This is a genomic window from Xanthomonas sp. DAR33341 (assembly GCF_003992815.1).
In the GTDB taxonomy this organism is placed as follows: domain Bacteria; phylum Pseudomonadota; class Gammaproteobacteria; order Xanthomonadales; family Xanthomonadaceae; genus Xanthomonas; species Xanthomonas cissicola.
The window spans coordinates 123,370-148,648 of the sequence record NZ_QEYV01000027.1 but is presented as its reverse complement, the minus strand read 5'-3'; the positions used below and the strand labels follow the sequence as shown (position 1 = coordinate 148,648).

General features: G+C 64.6%; 24 protein-coding genes and 1 pseudogene. 17 read left to right on the top strand and 8 right to left on the bottom strand.

Going from position 1 to position 25,279, the window contains the following annotated elements; genetic code table 11:
* The first annotated feature begins 106 nt into the window (after positions 1-106).
* From EO156_RS12915 to EO156_RS12890, 6 genes and pseudogenes are all read left to right on the top strand, one after another.
* Complete coding sequence (locus EO156_RS12915) at positions 107-667, top strand: DNA-deoxyinosine glycosylase (protein WP_029829461.1); 561 nt, start codon at positions 107-109, stop codon at positions 665-667.
* A gap of 224 nt (positions 668-891) precedes the next feature.
* Positions 892-1,646: pseudogene (locus EO156_RS12910) on the top strand (DUF2884 family protein).
* 129 nt (positions 1,647-1,775) lie between these two features.
* Positions 1,776-3,554 (top strand): dihydrolipoyllysine-residue acetyltransferase, encoded by a 1,779-nt coding sequence (locus EO156_RS12905; RefSeq protein WP_029829460.1) that lies wholly within the window; start codon positions 1,776-1,778, stop codon positions 3,552-3,554.
* A complete protein-coding gene (locus EO156_RS12900) occupies positions 3,551-4,198 on the top strand; it encodes a hypothetical protein (RefSeq protein WP_005914702.1) in 648 nt (215 codons plus the stop codon). The genes EO156_RS12905 and EO156_RS12900 overlap by 4 nt, the downstream gene beginning before the upstream one ends.
* Before the next feature lie 16 nt (positions 4,199-4,214).
* Complete coding sequence (gene lpdA, locus EO156_RS12895; RefSeq protein ID WP_003483969.1) at positions 4,215-6,038, top strand: dihydrolipoyl dehydrogenase; 1,824 nt, start codon at positions 4,215-4,217, stop codon at positions 6,036-6,038.
* Between the two features lie 62 nt (positions 6,039-6,100).
* Positions 6,101-6,388, top strand: coding sequence for a hypothetical protein (locus EO156_RS12890; RefSeq protein ID WP_026006781.1), 288 nt, complete (start codon positions 6,101-6,103; stop codon positions 6,386-6,388).
* Positions 6,389-6,524: 136 nt separating this feature from the next.
* Here EO156_RS12890 and EO156_RS12885 read toward each other — a convergent pair whose 3' ends face one another.
* Positions 6,525-7,337 carry a hypothetical protein gene (locus EO156_RS12885; RefSeq protein ID WP_005914707.1) on the bottom strand — a complete coding sequence of 271 codons (813 nt, stop codon included), beginning with the start codon at positions 7,335-7,337 and terminating at the stop codon, positions 6,525-6,527.
* Between the two features lie 522 nt (positions 7,338-7,859).
* Between EO156_RS12885 and EO156_RS12880 the strand changes: the two genes are divergently transcribed.
* From EO156_RS12880 to EO156_RS12835, 10 genes are all read left to right on the top strand, one after another.
* On the top strand, positions 7,860-8,225 hold the full coding sequence (locus EO156_RS12880; protein WP_005920882.1) for a hypothetical protein: 366 nt from the start codon (positions 7,860-7,862) through the stop codon (positions 8,223-8,225).
* Positions 8,226-8,250: 25 nt separating this feature from the next.
* Positions 8,251-9,051 carry a F0F1 ATP synthase subunit A gene (gene atpB / locus EO156_RS12875; RefSeq protein ID WP_016848794.1) on the top strand — a complete coding sequence of 267 codons (801 nt, stop codon included), beginning with the start codon at positions 8,251-8,253 and terminating at the stop codon, positions 9,049-9,051.
* 72 nt (positions 9,052-9,123) lie between these two features.
* Positions 9,124-9,429: a F0F1 ATP synthase subunit C gene (gene atpE / locus EO156_RS12870; RefSeq protein WP_010372004.1), complete on the top strand. Its 306-nt coding sequence runs from the start codon at positions 9,124-9,126 to the stop codon at positions 9,427-9,429.
* A gap of 113 nt (positions 9,430-9,542) precedes the next feature.
* Entirely contained in the window at positions 9,543-10,013 is a 471-nt protein-coding gene (locus EO156_RS12865) for a F0F1 ATP synthase subunit B (protein WP_003483999.1), read from the top strand.
* A gap of 3 nt (positions 10,014-10,016) precedes the next feature.
* On the top strand, positions 10,017-10,544 hold the full coding sequence (locus EO156_RS12860; protein WP_003484001.1) for a F0F1 ATP synthase subunit delta: 528 nt from the start codon (positions 10,017-10,019) through the stop codon (positions 10,542-10,544).
* 47 nt (positions 10,545-10,591) lie between these two features.
* Complete coding sequence (gene atpA, locus EO156_RS12855) at positions 10,592-12,139, top strand: F0F1 ATP synthase subunit alpha (protein ID WP_016848795.1); 1,548 nt, start codon at positions 10,592-10,594, stop codon at positions 12,137-12,139.
* A 113-nt stretch (positions 12,140-12,252) separates the two neighbouring features.
* Positions 12,253-13,116 (top strand): F0F1 ATP synthase subunit gamma, encoded by an 864-nt coding sequence (gene atpG / locus EO156_RS12850; protein WP_003484006.1) that lies wholly within the window; start codon positions 12,253-12,255, stop codon positions 13,114-13,116.
* A 122-nt stretch (positions 13,117-13,238) separates the two neighbouring features.
* Complete coding sequence (gene atpD / locus EO156_RS12845) at positions 13,239-14,645, top strand: F0F1 ATP synthase subunit beta (protein WP_003484008.1); 1,407 nt, start codon at positions 13,239-13,241, stop codon at positions 14,643-14,645.
* Positions 14,646-14,811: 166 nt separating this feature from the next.
* Positions 14,812-15,234 carry a F0F1 ATP synthase subunit epsilon gene (locus EO156_RS12840; protein ID WP_003484011.1) on the top strand — a complete coding sequence of 141 codons (423 nt, stop codon included), beginning with the start codon at positions 14,812-14,814 and terminating at the stop codon, positions 15,232-15,234.
* Between the two features lie 231 nt (positions 15,235-15,465).
* Entirely contained in the window at positions 15,466-16,035 is a 570-nt protein-coding gene (locus tag EO156_RS12835; protein ID WP_003484013.1) for a chorismate mutase, read from the top strand.
* Between the two features lie 519 nt (positions 16,036-16,554).
* Here EO156_RS12835 and EO156_RS12830 read toward each other — a convergent pair.
* Positions 16,555-16,938 (bottom strand): GtrA family protein, encoded by a 384-nt coding sequence (locus tag EO156_RS12830; RefSeq protein ID WP_003484015.1) that lies wholly within the window; start codon positions 16,936-16,938, stop codon positions 16,555-16,557.
* A 145-nt stretch (positions 16,939-17,083) separates the two neighbouring features.
* Between EO156_RS12830 and glmU the strand changes: the two genes are divergently transcribed.
* Positions 17,084-18,454 (top strand): bifunctional UDP-N-acetylglucosamine diphosphorylase/glucosamine-1-phosphate N-acetyltransferase GlmU, encoded by a 1,371-nt coding sequence (gene glmU / locus EO156_RS12825; RefSeq protein WP_016848797.1) that lies wholly within the window; start codon positions 17,084-17,086, stop codon positions 18,452-18,454.
* Between the two features lie 102 nt (positions 18,455-18,556).
* On the opposite strand, the gene EO156_RS12820 is transcribed toward glmU, so the two are convergent.
* The 6 genes from EO156_RS12820 to EO156_RS12795 all read right to left on the bottom strand — a co-directional run bounded on the left by EO156_RS12820 (position 18,557) and on the right by EO156_RS12795 (position 25,264).
* Positions 18,557-19,903 (bottom strand): ATP-binding protein, encoded by a 1,347-nt coding sequence (locus tag EO156_RS12820; protein ID WP_026006782.1) that lies wholly within the window; start codon positions 19,901-19,903, stop codon positions 18,557-18,559.
* Between the two features lie 8 nt (positions 19,904-19,911).
* Positions 19,912-21,255 (bottom strand): sigma-54 dependent transcriptional regulator, encoded by a 1,344-nt coding sequence (locus tag EO156_RS12815; protein ID WP_016848799.1) that lies wholly within the window; start codon positions 21,253-21,255, stop codon positions 19,912-19,914.
* Between the two features lie 163 nt (positions 21,256-21,418).
* Positions 21,419-21,733, bottom strand: a complete 315-nt coding sequence (locus tag EO156_RS12810) for a hypothetical protein (protein ID WP_015463627.1) — start codon at positions 21,731-21,733, stop codon at positions 21,419-21,421.
* Positions 21,734-21,949: 216 nt separating this feature from the next.
* The gene (locus EO156_RS12805) at positions 21,950-23,176 is read right to left on the bottom strand and encodes an FtsX-like permease family protein (RefSeq protein WP_016848800.1); all 1,227 of its coding nucleotides are present in this window, start codon (positions 23,174-23,176) and stop codon (positions 21,950-21,952) included.
* 55 nt (positions 23,177-23,231) lie between these two features.
* The gene (locus EO156_RS12800) at positions 23,232-24,533 is read right to left on the bottom strand and encodes an ABC transporter permease (protein ID WP_016848801.1); all 1,302 of its coding nucleotides are present in this window, start codon (positions 24,531-24,533) and stop codon (positions 23,232-23,234) included.
* A gap of 11 nt (positions 24,534-24,544) precedes the next feature.
* On the bottom strand, positions 24,545-25,264 hold the full coding sequence (locus EO156_RS12795; RefSeq protein ID WP_005920866.1) for an ABC transporter ATP-binding protein: 720 nt from the start codon (positions 25,262-25,264) through the stop codon (positions 24,545-24,547).
* Positions 25,265-25,279: the final 15 nt, after the last annotated feature.

The window sequence follows — 25,279 nt, the reverse complement described above, 5'->3', positions numbered from 1 at the left end:
GTGGGCCGCGCCAAAACTATTCCTAAAAATCTGAATCCACGCCCACCTGTGGCCCGCTAAAATTTCGTTTGTTCAGGAAGTACCCCAAGAAGGCCGCCGTTACGTCATGCAGTCTGAAAAAGACATTCACGCAGATGCGATTGCCGTGACGGAAAAACACCTCAGCCGAGGCTTGCCAGCGCACATTCGCAGCGATTGCAGGGTGTTGCTGCTTGGTTCGATGCCCGGTGTCGCATCACTGGAAGCCGCGCGTTACTACGCGCATCCACGCAATCGTTTCTGGCCGCTGATGCATGCCCTGTTGGGCATTGATACAGCCGCAAGCTATGCACTGCGCTTGCATGCATTGCTCGACCATCGCGTGGGCCTGTGGGATGTCATCGGCCAATGCGAGCGGCGTGGCAGTCTGGATACGTCCATTGCGGCGGCGAGCATCGTGGTCAATCCGCTGCCCGCGTTGCTGGCTACGCTGCCGCAGCTGCGCATGGTGGCCTGCAATGGCACTGCGGCAGCACAGGCCTGGCGCCGGCACGTCCAGCCGCTGCTATCGGCGCAGCGTTGCGCGCTGCCAGTCGTCGCGTTGCCATCCACCAGCCCGGCCAATGCCGCCTGGTCGCTGCCGCGGCTGGCGGCAGCCTGGCAACCCCTGTGCGACGCGGTGCGCTAGCCGAGGTGGCACGACGCGAGGTCGGTGTGGAATGCGCGCGTCGCAGCGAACCACGCCGTCGTCGCGGTGCCGCGCACTGATGGTTGATGCACGCCGCCCGCCTGCTGTCGACACCTGCGCTGCGCGCGTGGCGGCCAGTGGCCAGAAGTCATGCCAGCCTCCGGCACAGGCCTGCGTGCCAGAGGTGCGGGCATGCTGCCGCCAGCCCACAACGGAGTGGCCAGATGGCAATCAAACACGCGATCACGATGGCAGCAGCTGTGCTGTTCGGGCTGTTGAGCGGCGCAGGGGTGGCCGCTGCCAAGGACCAGGACCTGCACTGCGAGGTCGACAGCGATTACGACCTCACGCTCAACGCACGCAGCCTGATCCTGATCCGCGGATCAGGCACGCCGCAGCGGCTGGTGATGCGCTATTCATCGACGACCGCTGGGTGGCATTGAGCGCAGACGATCGCGCCCGCCTGATCCAGTTCGAGCGCCAGACCCGCGATGCGGTGCCACTGGCGCAGGCAGTCGGGCGCGAAGCGGCCGATATCGCAATCACCGCATTGGGCGAGGTGGCCGCCGGCTTCAGTCGCAGCCCGGACGCCACGCGCCTGCAGCTGGCAAACGTGCGCGAGAAGATCGATGTGCGCTTGAAGCAGAGTTTCAGCAAAAGCCAGCTGACCCCGATCGATATCGACGACGACATCGGCGCGCTGGTCGCCGAGCTGCTGCCGCAGCTGATCGGCGATGTGGTGGCCGGTGCGGTGCAGTCCGCAATCACCGGAAATGACGTGCAGCTGCGTTCGCTCGATGGCATGGAGGCCCGCGTCGAGCGCCTGGTCGAGCCGCAGGCGCGTGCATTGCGGCCGCGCGCGCAGCAGTTGTGCCAGCGCCTGGAAGCGCTCGATGGGTTGGACAATGCGCTGGCGTATCGTTTGCCGTCGGGCGAGCCACTGCAACTGTTGCGGGTCGATCGGCGCGCGACGAAATGAGCGGCGTGCGCATGCATGCGGACGCTGCATCCTGCCTGGCGCGCGACTTTTTGCACGGCAATGGTTGGCGCTGCGGCCCGCAGCCGGCCACAATAGGGGTTTCCCCATTCTGTTGCCGGAGTTCCCCGTATGGCCGAAATCAAGGAAGCACTTGTCCCCGATATCGGTGACTACAGCGACGTCCCGGTAATCGAGGTGCTGGTGTCCGTCGGCGATACGGTCAGCAAGGACCAGAGCCTGGTCACGCTGGAATCGGACAAGGCCACCATGGAAGTGCCTTCGTCGGTGGCTGGCGTGGTCAAGGAGATCAAGGTCAAGGTCGGCGATTCGCTCTCGCAGGGCGCGCTGGTGGCATTGATCGAAGTGGCCGACGCCAGCGCCGATGCCGCCAAGCCCGCCGCTGCCGCTGCGCCCGCCGCACCGGCCAAGGCTGCGCCCGCCGCCGCCCCGGCACCGACTGCCAGGGCCGAATCTGCTGCGCCTGCGGCCTCTTCGGACGGCGGCGGCCTGATCGAAGCGCGTGTGCCCGATATCGGCGATTACACCGACATCCCGGTGATCGAAGTGCTGGTGGCCGTGGGCGATACCGTCGCCAAGGACCAGAGCCTGGTCACGCTGGAATCGGACAAGGCCACGATGGAAGTCCCGTCCTCGGCCGCCGGCGTGGTCAAGGAACTCAAGGTCAAGGTCGGCGACACGCTCTCGCAGGGCAATGTGGTGGCGATCATTGCAGCCGCCGACGGCGGCGCCGGTGCGGCGCAGTCGCCGGCCAAGCCCACCACCGACACCGCCGAAACCGCGGGCAAGGTCGAGCCGGTTGCCGTCCCGGCCGAGCCGGACAAGCTGGCCCAGCGCGAAATCGCGCAGGTGCAGGGCGCGCGTTCCGGCACCGGCACGCCGGCAGCGCAGGGCGGCCAGCCGTCCGCAGGCAACCCGAGCAGCCCGCCGGTGACCTTCGATGCCGACAGCGTGCTGCCGTCCAAGGTGCCGTACGCCAGCCCGGTGGTGCGCGTGTTCGCACGCGAACTGGGCGTGGACCTGAATCAGCTCAAGGGCAGCGAAAAGGGCGGCCGCATCACCCGTGAAGACGTGCAGCGCTTCGTCAAGGCCGCACTCAGCGGCGGCGCACCTGCCGCAGCCGGTGCCGCGCCGGCCGGTGGCGGCAATGGCCTGAACCTGCTGGCGTGGCCGAAGGTGGACTTCAGCAAGTTCGGCGAGACCGAGACCCAGCCGCTGTCGCGCATCAAGAAGATTTCCGGTGCCAACCTGGCGCGCAACTGGGCAATGATTCCGCACGTCACCCAGTTCGAGTCGGCCGACATCACCGACCTGGAAGCCCTGCGCGTGGCGCTCAACAAAGAGAACGAGAAGGCCGGCATCAAGCTCACCATGCTCGCCTTCCTGGTCAAGGCCAGTGCCGCGGCGCTGAAGAAGTTCCCCGAGTTCAACGCCTCGCTGGATGCGGCCGGCGAAAACCTTACCCTGAAGAAGTACTTCCATATCGGGTTTGCGGCCGATACGCCGAATGGCCTGGTCGTGCCGGTGATCCGCGATGTCGACAAGAAGGGCGTGTTGCAGATCGCGCAGGAAAGCGGCGAGCTGGCCAAGAAGGCGCGCGACGGCAAGCTAGGCCCGGCCGACATGAGCGGCGGCTGCTTCTCGATCAGCTCGCTCGGCGGCATCGGCGGCACTGCGTTCACGCCGATCATCAATGCGCCGGAAGTGGCGATCCTGGGCGTGTCCAAGTCGGCGATGCAGCCGGTCTGGAACGGCAAGGATTTCGCGCCGAAGCTGATGCTGCCGTTGTCGCTGAGCTACGACCACCGGGTCATCGACGGCGCCCTGGCAGCCCGTTTCACCACCTATCTCAGCCAGGTGCTGGCCGACATGCGTCGCGTCCTGCTGTGAGGGCCGCGCTGCTGACCATCGCCGCGCTCGGCGTGCTGCCGTGGACAACCGCGGCCGCACGCGAATGCGAGAGCACGCTCGGCCGCGGCTGGCCGCCGGCCGTGGGCAACTACGGCACGGCCGTCACCACGCTGCTGGATGGCGGCACCAAGCCCGCCTTGTCGTTGCTGACCCTGCCCACACGTGGCGTGGAGAGCGCGGTGTCGTTGGTGCCGGGCAAGGAGGGCGCCGACTGGACCCTGCGGCATAGCCGCGCCGACGAGCGCGTCTACAGCTGGGTCAGCCAGACTGACCGCGGCAGCGTGCAGTTCCGCACCCAGCAGACCCCGGAAACGGTCGAGATCCCGATTCCGGCGGCCCTGGCCAAGCGCTTGGTCAGCAACTGGACCAACACGCTGACCCAGCTCGCACCGAACGGACGCACCGCCCCGGTGAGCGAGGGCGAAGTGCTCTCCTTCCAGGTCGATGGCGTGCGCTACAGCGGCGCTCGCCCCAGCTGCGGCGCCGGCGAGTTGCTGCTGAAACAGGCCGCGCTGCTGATCGAAGCCAGCGAAGGCAAGGAAAAGAAGCGCGACAAGCGCTGGACCCAAATCGAATCGTCGCTGGATGAACTCCAGCAGACGCTTGCCGGCACGGCCGGTTGAGCTACAGGAGAAGCAAATGGCGGTCATTGAAATCAAGGTTCCCGACATCGGCGATTACAGCGATGTCCCCGTCATCGAAGTGCTGGTCGCCGTTGGCGACAGCGTGGCCAAGGACCAGGGACTGGTAACGCTGGAATCGGACAAGGCCACGCTGGAAGTGCCGTCCTCGGCCGCCGGGGTGGTCAAGGAACTCAAGGTCAAGGTCGGCGACACCCTGTCCGAAGGCGCGCTCGTGCTGCTGCTCGAAACCGAAGGCGAGGCCGCCGCGCCGGCCAAGGCCGAACCCAAGGCCGCCCCGGCCGCTGCAGCGCCTGCCGCCGCACCGGGCAGCAAGCCGCCGGTGACGCCGTCGCACCGCGCCCCGGCAGAGCCGGCCGCGCCCAAACCGGCGCTGGCCAGCGGCAAGCCGGCCGACATCGAATGCAAGATGGTGGTGCTCGGCGCCGGCCCCGGCGGCTACACCGCTGCGTTCCGCGCGGCCGACCTGGGCCTGGACACGGTGCTGATCGAGCGCTACGCCAGCCTGGGCGGTGTCTGCCTCAACGTCGGCTGCATCCCGTCCAAGGCGCTGCTGCATGCCGCCGCGGTGATCGATGAAGTGGCCCATGCCGGCGACTTCGGCGTGGACTTCGGTCAGCCCAAGATCACCCTGGACAAGCTGCGCGAGTACAAGGAAAAAGTGGTCGGCAAGCTCACCGGCGGCCTGGCCAGCATGGCCAAGCAGCGCAAGGTGCGCACCGTGACCGGCGTGGCCAGCTTCGTCTCGCCCAACGAGCTGGAAATCGTCGGCGACGACGGCAAGACCCAGCTGCTGCGCTTCGAGCACTGCATCATCGCCGCCGGCTCGCAAGCGGTGAAGCTGCCCAACTTCCCGTGGGACGACAAGCGCGTGATGGACTCCACCGACGCGCTGGAGCTGCACGACATTCCCAAGACCCTCCTGGTGGTCGGCGGCGGCATCATCGGCCTGGAAATGGCCACGGTGTACAGCGCGCTCGGCAGCAAGGTGACCGTGGTCGAGTTCATGGACCAGCTGATGCCGGGCGCCGACAAGGACCTGGTCAAGCCGCTGGCCGACCGCCTGAAAAAGCAGGGCGTCGAGGTCCATCTCAAGACCAAGGCCACCGACGTCAAGGCCGACAAGAGCGGCATCACGGTGTCCTTCGAGGCGGCTGTGGAAGGCGAAAAGCCCGGTCTGCAGGCCACCGCGTACGACCGCGTGCTGGTCGCCGTGGGCCGTAGCCCGAACGGCAAGAAGATCGGTGCGGAAAAGGCCGGCGTCACCATCACCGAGCGCGGCTTCATTCCGGTCGATCGGCAGATGCGCACCAACGTGCCGCACATCTTCGCCATTGGCGACATCGTCGGTAACCCGATGCTGGCGCACAAGGCCACCCACGAAGGCAAGCTGGCCGCCGAAGTGGCTGCCGGCGAGAAAAAGGAATGGGTGGCGCGGGTGATCCCGTCGGTGGCTTACACCAACCCGGAAATCGCCTGGGTCGGCGTCACCGAAACCGAAGCCAAGGCCAAGGGCCTGAAGGTGGGCGTGGCCAAGTTCCCGTGGGCCGCCAGCGGCCGCGCGATCGGCATCGGCCGCACCGAGGGCTTCACCAAGCTGATCTTCGATGAACAGACCCATCGCGTGATCGGCGGCGCCATCGTCGGCGTGCATGCCGGCGACCTGCTGGCCGAAATCGGCCTGGCGATCGAGATGGGGGCCGAGGCCGAAGACATCGGCCACACCATCCACGCGCATCCGACCCTGAGCGAGTCGGTCGGCATGGCCGCCGAGGTCTACGACGGCACCATCACCGATCTGTACATCCCCAAGAAGAAGTGACGTCGCTCCGCACGACCGTGCCGCCACGCGTGGCGCGGGTCGCCGCGGTGGTGACTCGATGCGTGGAGGTCGCCGTGGGGCAGGGCAATCTGTGTCCCGAACTGCAGGCGCTGCTGCAGCGCGAACTGGCCAGCGGCAACCGTGTCGCCGAGCCGCCGCGGCGGACCGACTGGCCGCATCCGGGCTCGGTGTTCGTGTCGCTGAAGCGCGACCTGCGCAGCGACGTGGCGTCGCTGCCGGCGACGGTGCAGCACGCGATCTGCACCGATCCGCACTACGGTTGGCACGACGAATGCTACTGCACCACGCACCGGCATCTGTTGGTAGCGGGTGCGACCAAGCCGCCCTGAGCGTGTGTCCACTGTTGCCGTGTGGCTGCCGCCGCGTCGGTTACTTGTTGCGCACCCGTTAAACGACAGAACCCCGCATCGCTGCGGGGTTCTGCATGAAGCTGTCTTCGGGTCCCGGGTTCCGGGTCCCGAAGAATCAGAACGCGAACGTCACGCCCGCCACCGGGCCCTTGAACTCCTGCTTCAGGCCGACCAGGCCGTCGCTGCCCTCGCGGTCCACGTCCAGCTTGAACCAGTCGTACCCGGCGAAGATGCCGAAGTTCTTGGTGAAGCGGTATTCGGCAATCGCGTTGGCGCGGCTCAGGTCGCCGTCGTAGTCGCCGAAGTCGCCCCAGCTGGTGTTGAGGTACTGGCCCTGCACATTGAACAGCCAATGCTCGCTGGGACGTGCGGTGAAGCGGATGCCGACGACCGGCGCAACGCCGTCTTCGCTTTCGTCCAAGACGTCGCCACTGAACAGCGTGCCCAGATCGGCGTAGGCATTGGCTTCGACCTTGGCGTACTCGGCGCCAATCTGCAGGCCCAGGCTGAATTCCGGAGAATCGATCACCGAGTAGTCGTACACCAGGGTGGCGACCTGGTACTTCAGCTCGCCCTTGATGAAGCTACCGGACGGCACGGTGACGCCACCGGCGCTCAGATCCTGGCTCAGCGTCTCGCGGCGATCCTTGTCGTACTTGAAGTAGTCGAAGATCAGACGCTGACGGGTGCTGATGCGGAACACGCCATCCACGCGCGGCTCCCATTCCTTGCCGCCCAGCTTGAAGTCTTCGTTGACCGAGACGTTGTTGCCAGCCAGCAGCGTGTTGCCGCGCAGGGTGTTGTCGTTGTCGACATTCATCGCGCCGAGGCGGAGCTGGAAGCGGTCATCGGTGTCTTCGGCGTGTGCGGGCGCGACGTAGGCGACGGCCAGCACGCACGGGATCGCCAGTGCGAGGAGGTGTTTCATGGGAGCTCCGAATTCTTAGAATGGTCAGGCGGCTCGGCCTGTGCAGCGCATGGTCGATAAGTGCGCGTCTTTCAAAAGTGAAGAAGCTGTCCAATCAGCGTGAAGGCAGCCATAGCAATCGGACAAAACGGTCCGCTTTCGCTAATGCGTTGGTCGAGTCACGGATGCGTACAGCGTCGCTGCCACGGCCATCTGCAGGCCGTGCGAGCCAAGGACTCGATTGGACCGTCGATGGGAAGGTCGCAGGGTGCGACAAAATGCGTACCAAAGCAGGAGCCCCGGTCTCCCAGGGCTCCTAGACGCGGCCTGCGGCGGTACCTTTCGACGAGGATGTGCAGGCCTCGCAAGTTCTGACCGCCAGTTTGTGGCAAAGTTCCCACCCGCCGCGGCAGCCGCCATGTGGTGCATCGCAGCAAGCGATGACCTCTGCCGGTTGTCTCGCAATTTGTCCCATTGCTATACTTTCGCGGCTCGACGAGGCGCAACTGCGCTTCCCACTCATTCACACGTAAGGTAACCGTAGTGCTGAACTCCGTTGACGCGGGTCGGCGGTTGATGCTGCGCGCTGCGGTATATCCGCTTGCTGCCGTAGCTATAACTAGTCTGGGGTTGCTGTTGGTCGGTCCCCGTTACGCTGCAGGTCTGGCATTGACCGGATTTGCGACAGTGCTGGGCGGTTGGGTTGCGGCACGTACCGCGCTAGGTGGCGGTATCCAGGCAGCGGGCATTGCCATGGTGCGGCTGATTCTGGCGATGGTGCTGAAGTGGGTGTTGGTTTTCGTGGCGCTGGCGCTCGGCTTCGGCCTGTGGCGGCTGCCTCCTCTGGCTTTGTTGGCGGGTATCGCCATCGGGCTGATTTTTCAGGTTCTGGCTCTGGCCAGGCGTTGATTCGAACTTAAAGGGCTCCGGACACATGGCGGGCGAGGCAGCAACACCTACCTCCTATATCCAGCATCACTTGCAGAACCTGATCGTTCCGGTTCGCGATGGTGGCGGCACGTTTTGGACCATCCACCTCGACACCCTGATCATGGCGGTGTTGATGGGTCTGGTCATGGTCCTGGCGTTCTGGACGGCGACCCGCAATGCCACGGCCGGCGTGCCGGGCAAGTGGCAGGCGTTCGTGGAAATCTGCCTGGAATTCGTCGATCGCCAGGCCAAGGACACCTACCACGGCAGCAGCAAGCTGGTGACGCCGATCGCGATCACCATCTTCTTCTGGATCCTGTTGATGAACCTCATCAAGATGATTCCGGCCGATTTCATCGCCATCCCGCTGGGCTGGGCCGGCGTGCACGCCTGGAAGCCGGTGCCGACCGCCGACGTCAACGCCACCTTGGGCATGTCGATCAGCGTGTTCTTCCTGATGATCGTGTTCTCGCTGCGCTCCAAGGGCGTAGGCGGCATGACCAAGGAATTCCTGACGGCGCCGTTCGGCAAGTGGATGTTGCCGTTCAACCTGCTCTTGAACACAGTCGAGTGGCTGAGCAAGCCGATCTCGTTGGCGATGCGACTGTTCGGCAACATGTTCGGCGGCGAGATCGTCTTCCTGCTGATCTGGGTGCTGGGCGGTGCGGGCATCGCCGGCATGGTCGCTGGCGGCGCATTCGGCCTGGGCTGGATGCTGTTCCACCTGCTGGTGATTCCGCTGCAGGCCTTCATTTTCATGATGCTGTCGATCGTGTATCTGAGCCTGGCCGAAGACAGTCACTGAGTTTGCGTCACCCTTCATCTGCTTCATTCCGCTTCATCCATCACCCTTAGAAACTTTCGTTCGGAGATCACCATGTACCTTGCCGTCCTGACCAATTTCGCCCAGATCCAGAGCTCCACCGTCCTCGCCGTCGGCATCATGATCGGCCTGGCCGCGCTGGGCGCCGGTCTTGGTCTGGCCATCATGGCCGGGAAATTCCTGGAATCGGCTGCGCGTCAGCCGGAGCTGATCCCGGTGCTGCAGGTTCGTATGTTCATCACCGCCGGCCTGATCGACGCGGCGTTCATCATCTCGGTCGCTGTTGGCTTGCTGCTGGCTTTCGCCAACCCGCTGTCCGCTGTGTTCACCGAAGCCGTCTCTAAGGCGCTGGCTGGTTGATCTAGCGGTAGCAGCATGTGGTGCGTCCCTGCCCGGGCCGCATTCACGGATGAAGGTCGGAAAGCGCCGCCGCGCGGTGGCGCTTTCACCCCTAAACAGCGATTGAGCGACCCATGGATATCACCCTTACCATCTTTGCCCAGGCGCTGGCCTTCGCCGGTCTGATCTGGATCGTCGCGACCAAAATCTGGCCGCCGCTGCTGCAGGCGATCGAAGAGCGTCAGCAAAAGATTGCTGAAGGTCTGGCTGCGGCCGACCGTAGTCAGAAGGATCTGGCGCAGGCGCAGGAAAAGGTCAATGAAGCACTGAAGGACGCACGCACCAAGGCCAACGAGATCATCGATCAGGCCCATGCGCGCGCCAACCAGATCATCGAAGCGGCCAAGCTGGAGGCAATTGCCGAAGCCAACCGTCAGAAGGATCTGGCGCAGACCGAAATCGACGCATCCGCCACGCGTGCCCGCGAGGAGCTGCGCAAGCAGGTCTCGGTGCTGGCCGTCAGCGGTGCAGAAAAGCTGCTCAAGCGCGAGATCGACGCCAACGCCCACAAGGCGCTGCTCGACGAGCTGGCGGCGGAGATTTAAGCGATGAGTCAGGCCCTCACCCTTGCCCGTCCCTACGGCCGTGCCGCGTTTGCGATCGCGCGTGAGGGCGGCAACTTCGCGCCCTGGTCCGATGCGCTGGCGTTTTCGGCGCAGGTGGCCGGCGACCCGCGCGTGGCCGCATTGCTGCTCAACCCGGCCCTGGGTCAGGAACAGGCAGTGACGCTGCTGGCCCCACCGCAGGCGGGCGAGGACTATCTGCGTTTCCTCGGCGTGCTGGCCGATGCGCAGCGGCTGTCGCTGCTGCCGGAAGTTGCAGGCTTGTACGAACACCTGCGTGCCGAGGCCGAACATGTCGTCAAGGCGACGGTGACCTCGGCCGCTGCAATGAGCCAGACCGAACTCGACACGATCGCTGCTGCGCTGAAGAAGCGCTTTGGCCGCGACGTGGACATCACCACCGCAGTCGATGCGTCGCTGATCGGCGGCGCGGTGATCGACACCGGCGACGTGGTCATCGACGGCTCGCTGAAGGGCAAGCTTGCGCGTCTGCAAAGCTCGCTCGCCCACTGAATTCACATAAACGCATGGCCCTCGCGGCCGGCACCTAGGACTGAACGATGGCAACCACGCTCAACCCCTCCGAAATCAGCGACCTGATCAAGACCCGCATCGAAGCGGTCAAGCTGTTCGCAGAGTCGCGCAACGAAGGCTCCGTGACCAGCGTGTCCGACGGCATCGTGCGCATCTTCGGCCTGGCCGACGTGATGCAGGGCGAAATGATCGAACTGCCGAACAACACCTTCGCGCTGGCACTGAACCTGGAGCGCGATTCGGTCGGCGCCGTGGTGCTGGGCGACTACGAAAGCCTGCGCGAAGGCGACGTGGCCAAGACCACCGGCCGCATCCTGGAAGTGCCGGTGGGCCCGGAGCTGTTGGGGCGCGTGGTCAACGCACTGGGCGAGCCGATCGACGGCAAGGGCCCGCTGGGCGCCACCCAGACCGCGCCGGTGGAGCGCGTTGCGCCCGGCGTGATCTGGCGCAAGTCGGTCGACCAGCCGGTGCAGACCGGTTACAAGTCGGTCGACGCGATGATTCCGATCGGCCGTGGCCAGCGCGAGCTGGTCATCGGCGACCGTCAGACCGGCAAGACCGCGCTGGCGATCGACGCGGTGATCAACCAGAAGGGCACCGGCATCAAGTGCGTGTACGTGGCGATCGGCCAGAAGGCCTCGACCGTTGCCAACATCGTGCGCAAGCTGGAAGAAAACGGCGCGCTGGCGCACACCGTAGTGGTGGCTGCGACCGCGTCCGAATCGGCCGCGATGCAGTACATCAGCCCGTATGCCGGCTGCACCATGGGCGAGTACTTCATGGACCGCGGCGAAGATGCGCTGATCGTGTACGACGATCTGTCCAAGCAGGCCGTGGCCTATCGCCAGATCTCGCTGCTGCTCAAGCGCCCGCCGGGCCGCGAAGCCTACCCGGGCGACGTGTTCTATCTGCACTCCCGTTTGCTGGAGCGCGCTGCGCGCGTGTCCGAGGAGTACGTGGAGAAGTTCACCAACGGTGCGGTGACCGGCAAGACCGGTTCGCTGACCGCGCTGCCGATCATCGAAACGCAGGCCGGCGACGTGTCCGCGTTCGTGCCGACCAACGTGATCTCGATCACCGACGGCCAGATCTTCCTGGAAACCGACCTGTTCAATGCCGGTATCCGTCCGGCCGTGAACGCCGGTATCTCGGTGTCGCGCGTCGGTGGTGCAGCGCAGACCAAGATCATCAAGAAGCTGTCCGGCGGCATCCGTATCTCGCTGGCGCAGTACCGCGAGCTGGCGGCGTTCGCGCAGTTCGCCTCGGACCTGGACGAAGCCACCCGCAAGCAGCTCGAGCGCGGTCAGCGCGTCACCGAGCTGATGAAGCAGAAGCAGTACGCGCCGATGTCCATCGCCAACCAGGCGCTGTCGATCTATGCCGTCAACGAGGGTTACCTCGATGACGTGCCGGTCAACAAGCTGCTGGCGTTCGAAGAAGGCCTGCACGCGCACTTCGCCAACACCCAGGGCGAGCTGGTCTCCAAGATCAACAGCACCGGCGGTTGGGACAACGACATCGAAGCCAGCTTCAAGAAGGGCATCGAAGAGTTCAAGACCACGGGCAGCTGGTAAATCCAGCTGCGGGAATCGGGAATAGAGAATAGGGAATCGTCAAGGCGGGGTTGGCTGTGCCAATTCCCGATTCACGATTCCCCATTCCCACTAAGCGAGCGAAGCGAGCGAGTATGGCAGGCGGACGCGAAATCAAAACCAAGATCAAGAGCGTGCAGAACACCCGCAAGGTGACGCGCGCGCTCGAAATGGTCTCGGCCTCCAAGATCCGCAAGGCGCAAGAGCGCATGAAGACCTCGCGTCCGTATGCGCAGGCGATGAAGCAGGTGATCGGGCATCTGGCGCAGGCCAGCACTGATTTCCAGCATCCGTTCCTGATCGAGCGCGAGCAGGTCAAGCGGGTCGGTTATATCGTGATCTCGTCCGACCGCGGTCTGGCCGGCGGTCTGAACAACAACCTGTTCCGCAAGATGCTGGGCGAAGTGCGCCCCTGGCAGGACACCGGTGCCGAAATCGACGTGGTGACCATCGGCCAGAAGGCCTCGGCCTTCTTCCGCCGCATCAAGGTCAACATGGTCGGCAGCGTGACCCACCTGGGCGACAGCCCGCAGGTGGAGCAGCTGATCGGCGTGATCAAGGTGATGATCGATGCCTTCATCGAAGGCAAGGTGGACCGCGTGTATCTGGTCTACAACCGCTTCGTGAACACCATGACGCAGAAGGCCAGCTTCGATCAGCTGCTGCCGCTGCCGGCCGCCGAGCACAAAGTTGCGCATCACGATTGGGATTACCTGTATGAACCCGATGCCGCCAGCGTGCTGGAGCACGTGATGACGCGTTACATCGAGTCGCTGGTGTACCAGGCCGTACTGGAAAACGTGGCTTCCGAACATGCCGCGCGCATGGTGGCGATGAAGGCCGCCAGCGACAACGCCAACAAGATGATCGGCACCTTGCAACTGGTCTACAACAAGGCACGTCAGGCGGCGATCACCCAGGAAATTTCGGAAATCGTCAGCGGCGCAGCGGCCGTATAGCCGGGAATAGGGAATGGAGAAGCGGGAATGGTCGAGGCAGCAGCACTTGATCTTCCCATTCCCGATTCCCGTTTCCCTATTCCCGACACAAGAATCGAACAGACATTAGTGGAGTTATCCAAATGAGTCAGGGCAAGATCGTTCAGATCATCGGCGCGGTCGTCGACGTCGAATTCCCGCGCAATGAAGTGCCGAAGGTGTATCACGCGCTGAAGGTCGACGGCACCGAAATCACCCTGGAAGTGCAGCAGCAGCTCGGCGACGGCGTCGTGCGCACGATTGCGCTCGGCTCCACCGACGGCCTGAAGCGCAACCTGGTCGCCACCAACACCGAACGCGCCATCTCGGTGCCGGTCGGCGCCGGTACGCTGGGCCGCATCATGGACGTGCTGGGTCGCCCGATCGACGAAGCTGGCGACGTGCAGGCCTCGGACCATTGGGAAATCCATCGCGGCGCACCGTCGTATGAAGACCAGTCGTCCAGCACCGAATTGCTGGAAACCGGCATCAAGGTCATCGACCTGATGTGCCCGTTCGCCAAGGGCGGCAAGGTCGGCCTGTTCGGCGGTGCCGGCGTCGGCAAGACCGTCAACATGATGGAACTGATCAACAACATCGCCAAGGCGCACAGCGGCTTGTCCGTGTTCGCCGGCGTGGGCGAGCGTACCCGCGAGGGCAACGACTTCTACCACGAGATGAAGGACTCCAACGTCCTGGACAAGGTGGCGATGGTGTACGGCCAGATGAACGAGCCGCCGGGCAACCGTCTGCGCGTGGCGTTGACCGGCCTGACCATGGCCGAGTACTTCCGCGACGAGAAGGACGCCAGCGGTAAGGGCAAGGACGTGCTGCTGTTCGTCGACAACATCTACCGCTACACGCTGGCCGGTACCGAAGTGTCCGCGCTGCTCGGCCGTATGCCGTCGGCCGTGGGCTACCAGCCGACCCTGGCCGAAGAGATGGGCGTGCTGCAGGAGCGCATCACCTCGACCAAGAGTGGTTCGATCACCTCGATCCAGGCCGTGTACGTGCCCGCGGACGACCTGACCGACCCGTCGCCGGCGACCACCTTCGCCCACTTGGACTCGACCGTTACGCTGAGCCGTAACATCGCCTCGCTGGGTATCTACCCGGCGGTGGATCCGCTGGACTCCACCAGCCGCCAGATGGACCCGCTGGTGATCGGCCACGAGCATTACGACACCGCCCAGCGCGTGCAGCAGACCTTGCAGAAGTACAAGGAACTGAAGGACATCATCGCCATCCTGGGCATGGACGAGCTGAGCGAAGAAGACAAGCAGTCGGTGTCGCGCGCACGCAAGATCGAGCGCTTCTTCAGCCAGCCCTTCCACGTGGCCGAAGTGTTCACCGGATCGCCGGGCAAGTACGTGTCGTTGAAGGACACCATCCGCGGTTTCAAGGCAATCTGCGACGGCGAATACGACCACCTGCCGGAGCAGGCGTTCTACATGGTCGGCAGCATCGAAGAAGCCGTCGAGAAGGCCAACAAGATGAGCGCCAAGGCCTGATGGATCCCAGCCGCTACGCGGCTGGAATCGGGAATCGGGAATCGGGAATCGTAAAGGCGGGTTGTAGGCGAGTCGGAGTGCGGGAACCAGGAAGCGTGCGTAGCCAGGCGCTCTTCCCATTCCCGAATCCCGATTCCCGATTCCCCGCCTCACAGAGTGAGGCACCATGAGCACTATCCGTTGCGACATCGTCAGCGCCGAGAAGGAAATCTTCCACGGTGAGGCGACGCTGGTCGTGGCCACCGGCGAGTTGGGCGAGCTGGGCATTGCGCCCAAGCACGCGCCGCTGATCACGCGCCTGAAGCCGGGCAAGGTGGTGGTGACCACCGCCAATGGCGAACAGCTGGACTTCGCCATTTCCGGCGGCATCCTGGAAGTGCAGCCGCAAGTGGTGACCATTCTGGTCGACACCGCGGTGCGTGCGCAGGACATCGACGAGGCGGCCGTGCGCAAGGTCAAGGAAGAGGCCGAGCGGCTGCTGGCCAATCGTGGCAACACGGTGGACGTGGCCGAGGCACAGCGTCAGCTGGCCGAAGCGACAGTGCAGTTGCAGGCGCTGGAGCGCTTGCGTCGCAACCTCAAGCACTGAGCGGTGGCCTGCCCGCCTCCAGGGTGGGTGTGCACGTCCGACAGCTGCAAGTTCATCTGCAGATCAGAAGTTCGAAACGCCGGCCATCGTGTCGGCGTTTTCGTTTTTGGAGCGCTGCGTGCGGGTGCGCGAATCCGCCACAGCGTGCGGCAGGCACACTGCGTGCCTTGGCGCACCGCGGCACGGCAGCGGTGCATGGCAACGTTATCCCGGCACGTTGAGGAAGGTGGCATGACCCGTTCGATCGATGGCATTCGCGCGTATATGGTGAGCGGCCTGTTGGCCGCCGGACTGCTGGGATGCGCATTGCCGGCGCGCAGCCAGCCGCCGCTGGATCTGTTGATGGACCGCATCGTGCAGCGCAATGCCATTGGCGACGCGGTAGCGCTAAGCAAGTGGGACAGCGGCAAGCCGGTGCTGGATCAGGCGCGCGAGGCGGCTGTGCTGCAAAGCGTGCGCGATCAGGCGCCGGCGCATGGGCTGGATGCCGACGACGCGGCGCGTTTCTTTGGCGCGCAAATCGAGGCCAACAAGTCGGTGCAGTATGCGCTGCTGAACCGTTGGCGCGAGCGCGGACGCGCGCCTAATACTGCGCGTCCGGACCTCACCGCGCTGCGCGCTCGCCTGGATCAACTGCAGGGCGAATTGCTCGATGCGCTGGCCGATGTGGCCTCAGCGCGCAGCGCGCCCGACTGCCCGGCCAGCACCGCGCGCGCCGCTGCGCATTACGCAGAGCAGTGGCAGCTGGATGCGCTGCATCGCGCGGCACTGGTACGTGGCCTGGGCGATTTTTGCCACTGATTTGAGGCGGTGGAATCGGTCTGCGATGAACCACTCGCTGTCATGCGCTTCAGAGCGGCCGACAAACCCTGCGCGCGTTCGCCTGACGGTGAGTGCAGCGGGTTTGTCGGCCGCATCTGGGTGGATGCAGTCAGCGGTCCAGATCGAACGCTGGGCGTGTCCAAGGCGTGGTGCGCTGGTCGCTCGCGGAACGCGGCGTCAACCCGTCTGAGGGGGCGATGGCGGCATCCCTGCCGTCCACTGTCACGCAATCGGCGAGGACGCTGCACTAGAAAGGTTGCTGGCAGCCTGGTCGAACGCCACGCACACCGGCCAACGCGACTGGTCCATGCTCGCTCACCGTGAGGATCCGACGCGGCATGGATGCCGCGGAAGAGCTTACAAAGACCTACGTGCGGTCGAGCATCACGTGAGACGATGCAGCTATTCTGCTGCTGGACGCCTGTGCGCAAGCAGTGTCCCTTCTGCGTCATATCGCCACACGGCCGGGCAATTACGCAGCGCCTGCGCATGCATCGATCAGCGATACACCACATGCCGGCCCAGGAAGAACGACACGATCGCCAGGCCGCCTTCGACCAGCGGTTTCGCCAGCCATGCCTGACGCAGCCCGAGTAGGTCCACCGTGGTCGAGAGCAGCCAGGTGCTGATCAGGGTGAGCGTCAGCCACATCGCCGCGAAGCGGCGGAAGCGTCGCCAACCCAGCCGCGCGTCGCCTTGCTGGGCGAAGGTGTAGCGGCCGTTGAGCCAGAAGCCGAGCATGGCGCCGCCGATGCGTCCAAGCAGATTGGCGGGCACCGCAGGCATGCCCGCGGCGGTGGCGGCGATGAAGATGCCGCAATCGACGGCCAGCTGCAGGGCGCCAATGATCATGAACTGGCTGCCTTGGCGGAACAGACTCATGCGTGCGGGGCAAAGGAAAGGGGGCGCCCATCCTAGCGGCAGCGCGGCGCAAACGCTGTTAGGGCGGGCGAACGCTGCATTCGGGCAACGACGCGACGGGGCGCAGCGACTAGAATTTGGACATCTCCATGCCTGGAATGTCTTGATGACCCTGCCCCTGCACGTTGTGATCCTGGCCGCGGGCGAAGGCAAGCGCATGCGCTCCTCGCTGCCCAAGGTGCTGCAGCCGCTGGCGGGCCAGCCGATGCTGGCGCATGTGATCGCCACTGCGCGGCAGCTGCAGCCGGCGGCGATCCATATCGTGTACGGGCATGGCGGCGATCAGGTGCAGGCAGCCTTCGCCGATCAAGGCGATCTGCAGTGGGCCGAACAGCGCGAGCAGTTGGGCACCGGACATGCCGTGCAGCAGGCAATGCCCGCGATTCCCGATGCGGCAACCGTGCTGGTGTTGTATGGCGATGTGCCGTTGATCCGCAGCGAGAGCCTGCTGCAGCTGCTGCATGCGCCGGGCCGCATGGCGGTGCTGGTCGCCGAACTGGCCAATCCCACCGGCTATGGACGCATCCTGCGCGATGCGGAGGGCAAGGTGGCCGCCATCGTCGAGCAGAAGGATGCCAATGACGAGCAGCGCCGCATTCGCACCATCAATACCGGCATCCTCACCGCTGAATCCACCGCACTGCGCCGTTGGCTGGCTGGCTTGTCCAACGACAATGCGCAAGCCGAGTTCTATCTCACCGACGTGTTCGCCAGCGCCGCTGCCGATTTCACGCCGGCCGACATGGTGCACGTGGCCGACCCGCAGGACGTGGAGGGTGCCAACGACCCGTGGCAACTCGCCCAGCTTGAGCGTGCCTGGCAGCTGCGCGCCGCGCGCACGCTTTGCCTGCAGGGCGTGCGCATGGCCGACCCAGCGCGTGTGGAGCAGCGTGGCAGCGTGCAGGTGGGCCGCGATGTGCAGCTGGATATCGATGTGATCCTGGAAGGCAATGTGACCCTGGGCGATGACGTGGTGATCGGCCCGTTCGTGCGCTTGCGCGACGTCACGCTCGGTGCCGGCACCCAGGTGCGTGCGCACAGCGATCTGGAAGGCGTGATCACCGAAGGCGCGGTGCAGATCGGCCCGTTCGCGCGCCTGCGCCCCGGCACCGTGCTGGCCGATGGCGTGCATATCGGCAATTTCGTGGAAACCAAAAAGGTCACCATGGGCGTCGGCAGCAAGGCCAACCATCTGACCTATCTGGGCGATGCGGTGATCGGCAGCAAGGTCAACATCGGTGCCGGCACCATCACCTGCAACTACGACGGGGTGAACAAGTCGCAGACCACCATCGGCGATGGCGCCTTTGTCGGCTCCAATAGCGCATTGGTGGCGCCGATCGAGATTGGCGCCAATTCCACCATCGGTGCCGGCTCGGTGATCACGAGCGATGCGCCTGCGGGTCAGCTCAGTGTGACGCGTGCGCGGCAGACCGTGATCGAAGGCTGGAAGCGGCCGACCAAGAAATCGCCGTAGCGGCTGCGACTGTTCTCTGCGCGGTGCAGTCTGCGCCGTGCGTGCGCATCGCAGCCAGCGGCATGAATACGCGGAGCGTGTTGCCTGCGTAATGCGGTGTGTTCAAGCCGCCAATGGCAACAGCAAGGTCACGCACAGTCCGCCCTGTTCGCGGTTATGCAGCGAGATGCGGCCGCCGTGCGCTTCGGCGATCTCGCGGGTGAGCGCAAGGCCAAGACCTGTGCCATTGCGCTTGGTCGAATAGAAGGGCATCAGCGCGTTGTGCAGTACCGCTTCGTTCATGCCATTACCACGGTCGAGCACCTCGATGCGTAGCCATTGGGGTACGCGCGTGACCCGCAGCGCCACGTCGCTGTTGGGTGGCTGCGCTTCGCTGCAGGCCTCGTGGGCATTTTTCAGCAGATTGAGCAGCGCCTGTTCGATCTGCGCTGCATCGATCCGGCTGGAGACATCGGTGAGCGTGCCCTGCACCTGGAACGGAATCTGTTGCTGCAAGCGTTGCAGAAACGGCGCCCATTCGATGGTCTGCAGCTGCGGTTGCGGCAATTTGGCAAAGCGCGCATAGCCGCGGATAAAGCCTTCCAGGTGACGCGCCCGCTCTTCGATGGTCTCGAACACCGTCCCCAGGCGATCGGTGCGTTCGCGGCGCAGGAGCTCGGCACCCGAATGCGCCAGCGAGGCGATCGGTGCGAGCGAATTGTTCAATTCGTGGCTGATCACGCGGATGACTTTCTTCCAGGTCTGCACTTCCTGGCGGCGCAACTCGGTGGTCAAGGTGCGGATCAACAACAGCTCGTGTCCGCGCCCGTTGATGTGAAAGCTACGCCGCGACAGGTGATAGATCTGCTCGTCTTCTTCGTCGTCGCCATCTTCGCGTACCGCGAACAGGCAGTCCCCGCCGCGTGCCAATGCGTCGCGCAATTCGGCCGGCATGCGGCCGAGCACATCGTCCAGATGCTGGCCTTCCAGCTTGCGCCCCTCATACAGCAGTTTGCGTGCGGCGTTGTTGGAAAACCCGATCCGCCGCAGGCCATCGCCGCCGGCGACCACCAGCAGCATGGCCACCGGCGTGTTCTGCAGCATGGTGTCGAGCATCAGCTCGCGCTGTACCAGATGGCTACGCTGCGCGCGCAGCACATCGCCAAGCTCGGCATGCGCCTGCACCAGTTGCGCCAGTTCGTCGTTGCCGCGCCAATACACGCCGAAGGTGTACTCGCCATCGCGGTAGCTGCTGGTGGTGCCCGCCAGCGCACGAAACAGCGAGCGCATCGGCGCGGTGGCGCGGGTGAGGCTGAACCACATCGCCGCCAGCAGCACGAGGACCGAAATCGCCGCCACCTGCCAGCCGCGGTCCAGCCAGTACGCCATGAACCACGGCAATGCAGCTGCCAGCGCGAGCACCGGCAGCAAGCGTAAAAACAGCGCAAACGTGAAAGAGCGGCTCCGCATACGAAAGTTCATTCCGAGGTGATGCCGTAGCGGTCCATGCGCCGATAGAGGGCCTGGCGGCTCAACCCCAGCTCGGCGGCGGCTTGTGCGATCACACCTTGCGCGCGTGCCAGCGCCTGCTCGATACGCGCGCGATCCGGCTCGCCTGCAGCCGGCGCCGCCTGCCGTGGGGCGGGTGCACGTGGCAGATTCAGATCGCCCGCTTCGATACGCGCGCCCTGCGCGAGCAAGGCGGCGCGTTGCAGCACATTGCGCAGCTCGCGCACGTTGCCGGGCCAGCCATGCCGTTGCAATGCATCGCGCGCCTGCGCGGACAGCGGCTTTTCGCCGGCAAGGAAGTGCTCGGCCAGCGGGCCGATATCGCCGGGGCGTTCGGCCAGTGCAGGCAGTGCGATTTCCACCGTGTTGAGCCGGTAATACAGATCCTCGCGAAAACTGCCGTCGCGGATCATCGCCGGCAGATCGGCATTGGTGGCGCTGATCACGCGCACCTTGGCGTGGCGTTCGCGGTTGGAGCCCAGCCGCTCGTAACGGCCGGTTTCCAGCACGCGCAGCAACTTCATTTGCCCCGCCAGCGGCAGGTTGCCGATCTCGTCGAGAAACAGCGTGCCGCCATCGGCCGCTTCGAACTTGCCTTCGCGCGCCTTGTTGGCGCCGGTGTAGGCACCGGCTTCGGCACCGAATAATTCGGCTTCGATCAATTCGCCTGGCAAGGCGCCGCAGTTGAGTGCAATGAACGGGCCGTGTCTGGTGGCCGAATTGGCCTGGATGATCTCGGCAATCTTGTCCTTGCCGCTGCCGTTGGGGCCGGTGATCAGCACCGGCAAGTCCGAGCGTGCGACCTGACAGGCGAGGGCGATGGCGCGCTCGCTGGCAGGATCGGCGAACACCGCGCCGCGCAGATCGTAGCGCTGGGTCAGCTGCTCGCGGCCGCGCCGTTCGCGTTCGCGCCGACGTTCCAGCTCGCGGCGTGCTTCGGACAGTTCCAGCAGGTTGTTGACCGTGGTCAGCAGCTTGGTGTCGTCCCAGGGTTTGGCGATGTAATCGGCCGCGCCGGCCTTGACCAGGCCCACCGCGCTGCCCAGATGCGTCCAGGCGGTGAGCAGGATCACGGGCAGGTCCGGATGACGCTGACGCAGTTGGGTAAACAGCGCTTCGCCTTCTTCGCCGGAGGTGGTATCGGCGGTGAAGTTCATGTCCTGGATCACCAGATCGAACGCCTGCTCGTCCAGCAGCGCCAGCCCGGCCTGCGGCGAATGCGCGTGCCGCGCCTCGATGTCGTGCAACGAAAACAGCACCTCCAATGCAGTGGCCACGGCCGTGTTGTCGTCGATGATCAGGATGTGCGGCATCGCATTACTCAAGGAGGCGCGGGAGTGATCGGCACAGAATACTGGCAACACGCAGCGACAACGCGCCGCTCGGCAGGGGTGCGGCAGATCGTCGAGCGGCAACGTCGGCGGACTCAAGCGGCCGGGCGCATGGTGCACCGACCGTGTGCCGGCACGATGCTGGTTATGGAGCCGCGGGCGGCAACAGCGGTGTGTACGTGGCCGCTGTCCAGATCAGATGCACCTGCACACCATCGCGCATGACATCCACGGCGACGGGGTTGCCTGCAGCAGCCCGCAGTGCGGCCAGCAGTGTTGCGACTGTGGTGATCTCGGTTCGGCCCGCCGTGCGCACGCGGTCGCCGCGTTGCAACTGCAGGCTGAGCGACGCGCTGGCCTGGGTCACCAGCAATCCGTCGCTACTGGCGACGAGCTCCAGGATTTGATCGTTATGGCGCCAGTTCAGCCGGGTGTCGTCGATGGCGAGCACCTCTTGCATCGAAGTGCTGGACGAGGCCGACGCCGCGTGCGCCCGCGTTGCCGCATCGGCTAGGCAGGGGTGAAGGAGGCAGCAGGCCGTCAAGGCGATCAATGCCGATGATGCAAGGGAGCAAGGCATGAGGGAATCCGGTTCGTAACGAGGGTAAAAACGCACGGTGGATGGCGAGCCTGGTCGCTTCCCCATCGCCAAGTGACGGGGAATCAACGCCGGCCATCATGCACTGCGGGTGGCCACAGCCGGTGGCACTGCGGCTGCGCGCCGGGCTGGCCAGAACACCGCCAGCTGGCCAAGCATCCATAGCAGCAGCGCGCCAATCGGCAGGTAGATTGCCGGCAGTCGCGGCAATTCATAGCGCGCCATCAGCCAGACGTTGATCGAGTAGGCCATCAGCATGCCGAGCACGATGCCGACCGAGGCAAGCAGGAAATTCTCGATCTGGAAGTAGCGCAGGATCTGGCTGCGCGTTGCACCCAGCGCACGGCGGATACCGATCTGCTTGGTGCGTTGCTGCACCCAGAAACTCGCCAGGCCGACGATGCCCAAGGCGGTCACAATCAGCAGAGCGACGCACACCGCTCCAAGCAGCCAGATCATGGCGCGATCATTGCGGAAATACTTGTCGCGGATTTCGGTGTAGGTCTCTTGTTTCAGCACCAGCCGGCTGTTGTCCACTTTCATCAAGGCCGCCACTGCCGCCTTCAGCACTTCCGCCCGACGCAAAGGGTCGGTGACACGTACGACGTATTGCCCATCCGTGTAAGGAGGACGGATAGGCAGCAGCATCGAATAGTCCTTTGCCGACAGTCCATTGACATTGTTCGGCCGCGCCAGGGTGCGCACGATTCCGACGATACGCAGCGGGACACCGCCAGAGTAGATGGTCTTGCCGAGCGCGCTGTGGTCGGGGAACATCTTGTCCGCCGCCCCCTGCGTCAGGATGACCGCCGCACCTTTCTTGCGGACCTCATCGTCGTTATCAGCCTTTTCCTGGCTGATGTATTCGTCCGGGCTGAAGTCGCGGCCGGCATCCAATTGCATGCCAAGTGCATCCAGGCTGCCTTCGCTGACCAGATACTGCGCGGCATTGAGCGTGGGGCGTTCCTGCTCCGGGGTCAGGGTCAGCCCCGTGTTGGACGAGTAATTGACGAAGGGGATCTGATTGGTGATGACCGCATTGCGCACGCCGGGCACCGCGCGTAGCGCTGCCAGATCCTCCCGGGTACGTGCATCGGCATTGGCCTGCGGGCCGATGCCGTCCAGCTGGACATTGAGCAGCTCCTGCTCGGCGATGCCGCTGGGAGTCTGGAGCGTGTCCAGGCGATTGCCGATCAAAAACAGCGAATTGCAGATGATGGCGCAAGCCAGTGCGATCTCGAGCACGATCAGTGCGGCGGCCGTCTTATGACGGCGCAAGGTGGAGATGATGGGTCGGATGTCCATGGGCTGACCTTGAAGATAGGAAGCATGGCTCGCCGCGGTGCGGCGGGCAGGAGGTTCAGGACGACTTCAACTGCAGTGCCGGTGCGACCTGGATGGCGCGCCAGGACGGCAGGATGCCGGCAAGCAGGCTCGCGGCGATCGCAATGGCGAACGTCAGCAGCAGCATCGTGATATCCAGGTGCGCCAGCGCGGCGTAATCCACCGGTTGCTGACGCACGGCCCACAGCCCCAACCACGCCAGCCCAAGTCCGCCGATGCCGCCGGCCAGGCCGATGGTTCCTGCCTCCACCAGGCACTGCGCAAAGATTGCGCCGCGCGACGCGCCAAGCGCGCGCCGCACACCAATCTCTCCGCTGCGGCGCAGGAATTTGGCCAGCAACAGGCCGACCGTGTTGAGCAGGCACACCAGCAGAAAGCCCATGGCCAACCACAGCTGCAGGCGGACGTCGCTGGGAACCACCTTGTTGTAGTCCAGCCACTGCATCACGTTGCGCAGGCGCACATTGTTGGGCCGGGTAAAGCGCCCGGCGGCACGTTGTTGATCGGAATAATTTTCGAGATAGGCCTTGTAATCGCCCGCTTGCTTGGCATTTTCCAATTCCACCCAGTACTGCACCCAGTTGCAGGGTGCATTCAGCGCGGTGGTGTCGCCCGCCTCGACCTTGCCGGAGCAGTTGGTCCCGCCGTAGTGGCTCAATTTCAGATCCATCGCCGTACTGAACGGCACATACAGCTGTTCGTTCGCGCCGTAGGTGTCTGTGATGTCGTAGAAGCGTGGGTCGATCTTCCAGCTATCCAGGACGCCGACGATACGGAAGGTGTTCTTGTCCACGCGCACTTCGCGCCCGACGCTGTTGCCACCGTCGAACAGCTTTTCGTTCAGCGACTTGCTGATCACCGCAACACGTTCGTGCCGCTCGTCGCTTGTGCCGGACCACGCTTGGCCGTAGAGCAAGGGCACGTCGAACATCGCAAAGAAATCGGCCGAAGTGAAACGAGCGTTCAGCTTGAAAGGACTTAACCCGCTGCGCTGTGGCTCGATCGCGACACGTCCGCCTGACATCATCGCCTGACGCATGGCACGCTTCTCACGCAGCAGCGCCTCGGCGTCGAAGCGGGTGGACTGGTAATCGGGCTCGTCTCCCGGCTGATAGCCGGACTTCGGTTCCGCATCCACCTGCACATAGAACAACCGGTCGCTCTTCTGCGGGATCGGGTCGCCCGACAACACATAGAACACCGTCAAGGTGGTCATGCTGGCGCCGATGCCCAGCGCAATGGCCAGCACCATCAATGCGGTGAGCACCTTGTTGCGGCGGAAGCTGCGCACGGCAAGATGAAAGTAGTAGCCGAACATGGGTGGGCTCCTTAGTCGGCCAGGGTTGCAACGGCGGCAGGCGCGCGCATCAGGCTGGGATTGCGTTCCAGGTCGGTGGCCTGGCCGTCGACGATATGCACGTTGCGCTGCGCGCGTGCGGCCAGTTCCGGGTCGTGGGTGACCATGACGATGGTGGTGCCCTGGCTGTTGATCTCTTCCAGCAGTTCCATCACCCCGCGCGCCATCTGCGAGTCGAGGTTGCCGGTGGGTTCGTCGGCCAGCAGCAGACGTGGACTACCGGCCAGCGCGCGCGCAATCGCAGCACGCTGCTGCTGGCCACCGGAAAGTTCGGTGGGGTAGTGACGCAGGCGCGAACCCAGGCCGACCTTGGTCAGTGCCTCTTCGATGCGCTGCTTGCGCTCGGCTGCTGGCATGCCGCGATACCGCAGCGGCACATCGACGTTGTCGAACAGGTTGAGGTCGGGAATCAGGTTGAAGCCCTGGAAGATGAAACCGATCTTCCGGTTGCGCAGGCGCGAACGCGCATCGTCGGACAGATGGCTGACGTCTTCGCCGTCGAGCACATACTGCCCGCTGGTGAAGGTTTCCAGCAGCCCGGCCAGGTTGAGGAAGGTGGTCTTGCCCGAGCCGGAGGGGCCGGTGACCGCGACGAATTCGCCTTCGCGCACATGCAGGTCCAGCGACCGCAGCGCATGCGTTTCCACCTGTTCGGTGCGGAAGACCTTGGAGACTGCTTGCATCTTGAGCATTGCCGATTCCTTTGC

Excerpts from the sequence above, each read along its gene's own strand:
- atpG (WP_003484006.1), top strand. The coding sequence starts at position 12,253 with ATGGCAGGCGGACGCGAAATCAAAACCAAGATCAAGAGCGTGCAGAAC.
- atpD (WP_003484008.1), top strand. The coding sequence starts at position 13,239 with ATGAGTCAGGGCAAGATCGTTCAGATCATCGGCGCGGTCGTCGACGTC.
- atpE (WP_010372004.1), top strand. The coding sequence starts at position 9,124 with ATGTACCTTGCCGTCCTGACCAATTTCGCCCAGATCCAGAGCTCCACC.
- EO156_RS12915 (WP_029829461.1), top strand. The coding sequence starts at position 107 with ATGCAGTCTGAAAAAGACATTCACGCAGATGCGATTGCCGTGACGGAA.
- EO156_RS12815 (WP_016848799.1), bottom strand. The coding sequence starts at position 21,255 with ATGCCGCACATCCTGATCATCGACGACAACACGGCCGTGGCCACTGCA.
- EO156_RS12865 (WP_003483999.1), top strand. The coding sequence starts at position 9,543 with ATGGATATCACCCTTACCATCTTTGCCCAGGCGCTGGCCTTCGCCGGT.
- EO156_RS12805 (WP_016848800.1), bottom strand. The coding sequence starts at position 23,176 with ATGGACATCCGACCCATCATCTCCACCTTGCGCCGTCATAAGACGGCC.
- EO156_RS12800 (WP_016848801.1), bottom strand. The coding sequence starts at position 24,533 with ATGTTCGGCTACTACTTTCATCTTGCCGTGCGCAGCTTCCGCCGCAAC.
- EO156_RS12810 (WP_015463627.1), bottom strand. The coding sequence starts at position 21,733 with ATGCAAGAGGTGCTCGCCATCGACGACACCCGGCTGAACTGGCGCCAT.
- EO156_RS12820 (WP_026006782.1), bottom strand. The coding sequence starts at position 19,903 with ATGCGGAGCCGCTCTTTCACGTTTGCGCTGTTTTTACGCTTGCTGCCG.
- atpA (WP_016848795.1), top strand. The coding sequence starts at position 10,592 with ATGGCAACCACGCTCAACCCCTCCGAAATCAGCGACCTGATCAAGACC.
- EO156_RS12830 (WP_003484015.1), bottom strand. The coding sequence starts at position 16,938 with ATGAGTCTGTTCCGCCAAGGCAGCCAGTTCATGATCATTGGCGCCCTG.
- EO156_RS12795 (WP_005920866.1), bottom strand. The coding sequence starts at position 25,264 with ATGCTCAAGATGCAAGCAGTCTCCAAGGTCTTCCGCACCGAACAGGTG.
- lpdA (WP_003483969.1), top strand. The coding sequence starts at position 4,215 with ATGGCGGTCATTGAAATCAAGGTTCCCGACATCGGCGATTACAGCGAT.
- EO156_RS12905 (WP_029829460.1), top strand. The coding sequence starts at position 1,776 with ATGGCCGAAATCAAGGAAGCACTTGTCCCCGATATCGGTGACTACAGC.
- EO156_RS12840 (WP_003484011.1), top strand. The coding sequence starts at position 14,812 with ATGAGCACTATCCGTTGCGACATCGTCAGCGCCGAGAAGGAAATCTTC.
- atpB (WP_016848794.1), top strand. The coding sequence starts at position 8,251 with ATGGCGGGCGAGGCAGCAACACCTACCTCCTATATCCAGCATCACTTG.
- EO156_RS12860 (WP_003484001.1), top strand. The coding sequence starts at position 10,017 with ATGAGTCAGGCCCTCACCCTTGCCCGTCCCTACGGCCGTGCCGCGTTT.
- glmU (WP_016848797.1), top strand. The coding sequence starts at position 17,084 with ATGACCCTGCCCCTGCACGTTGTGATCCTGGCCGCGGGCGAAGGCAAG.
- EO156_RS12835 (WP_003484013.1), top strand. The coding sequence starts at position 15,466 with ATGACCCGTTCGATCGATGGCATTCGCGCGTATATGGTGAGCGGCCTG.
- EO156_RS12885 (WP_005914707.1), bottom strand. The coding sequence starts at position 7,337 with ATGAAACACCTCCTCGCACTGGCGATCCCGTGCGTGCTGGCCGTCGCC.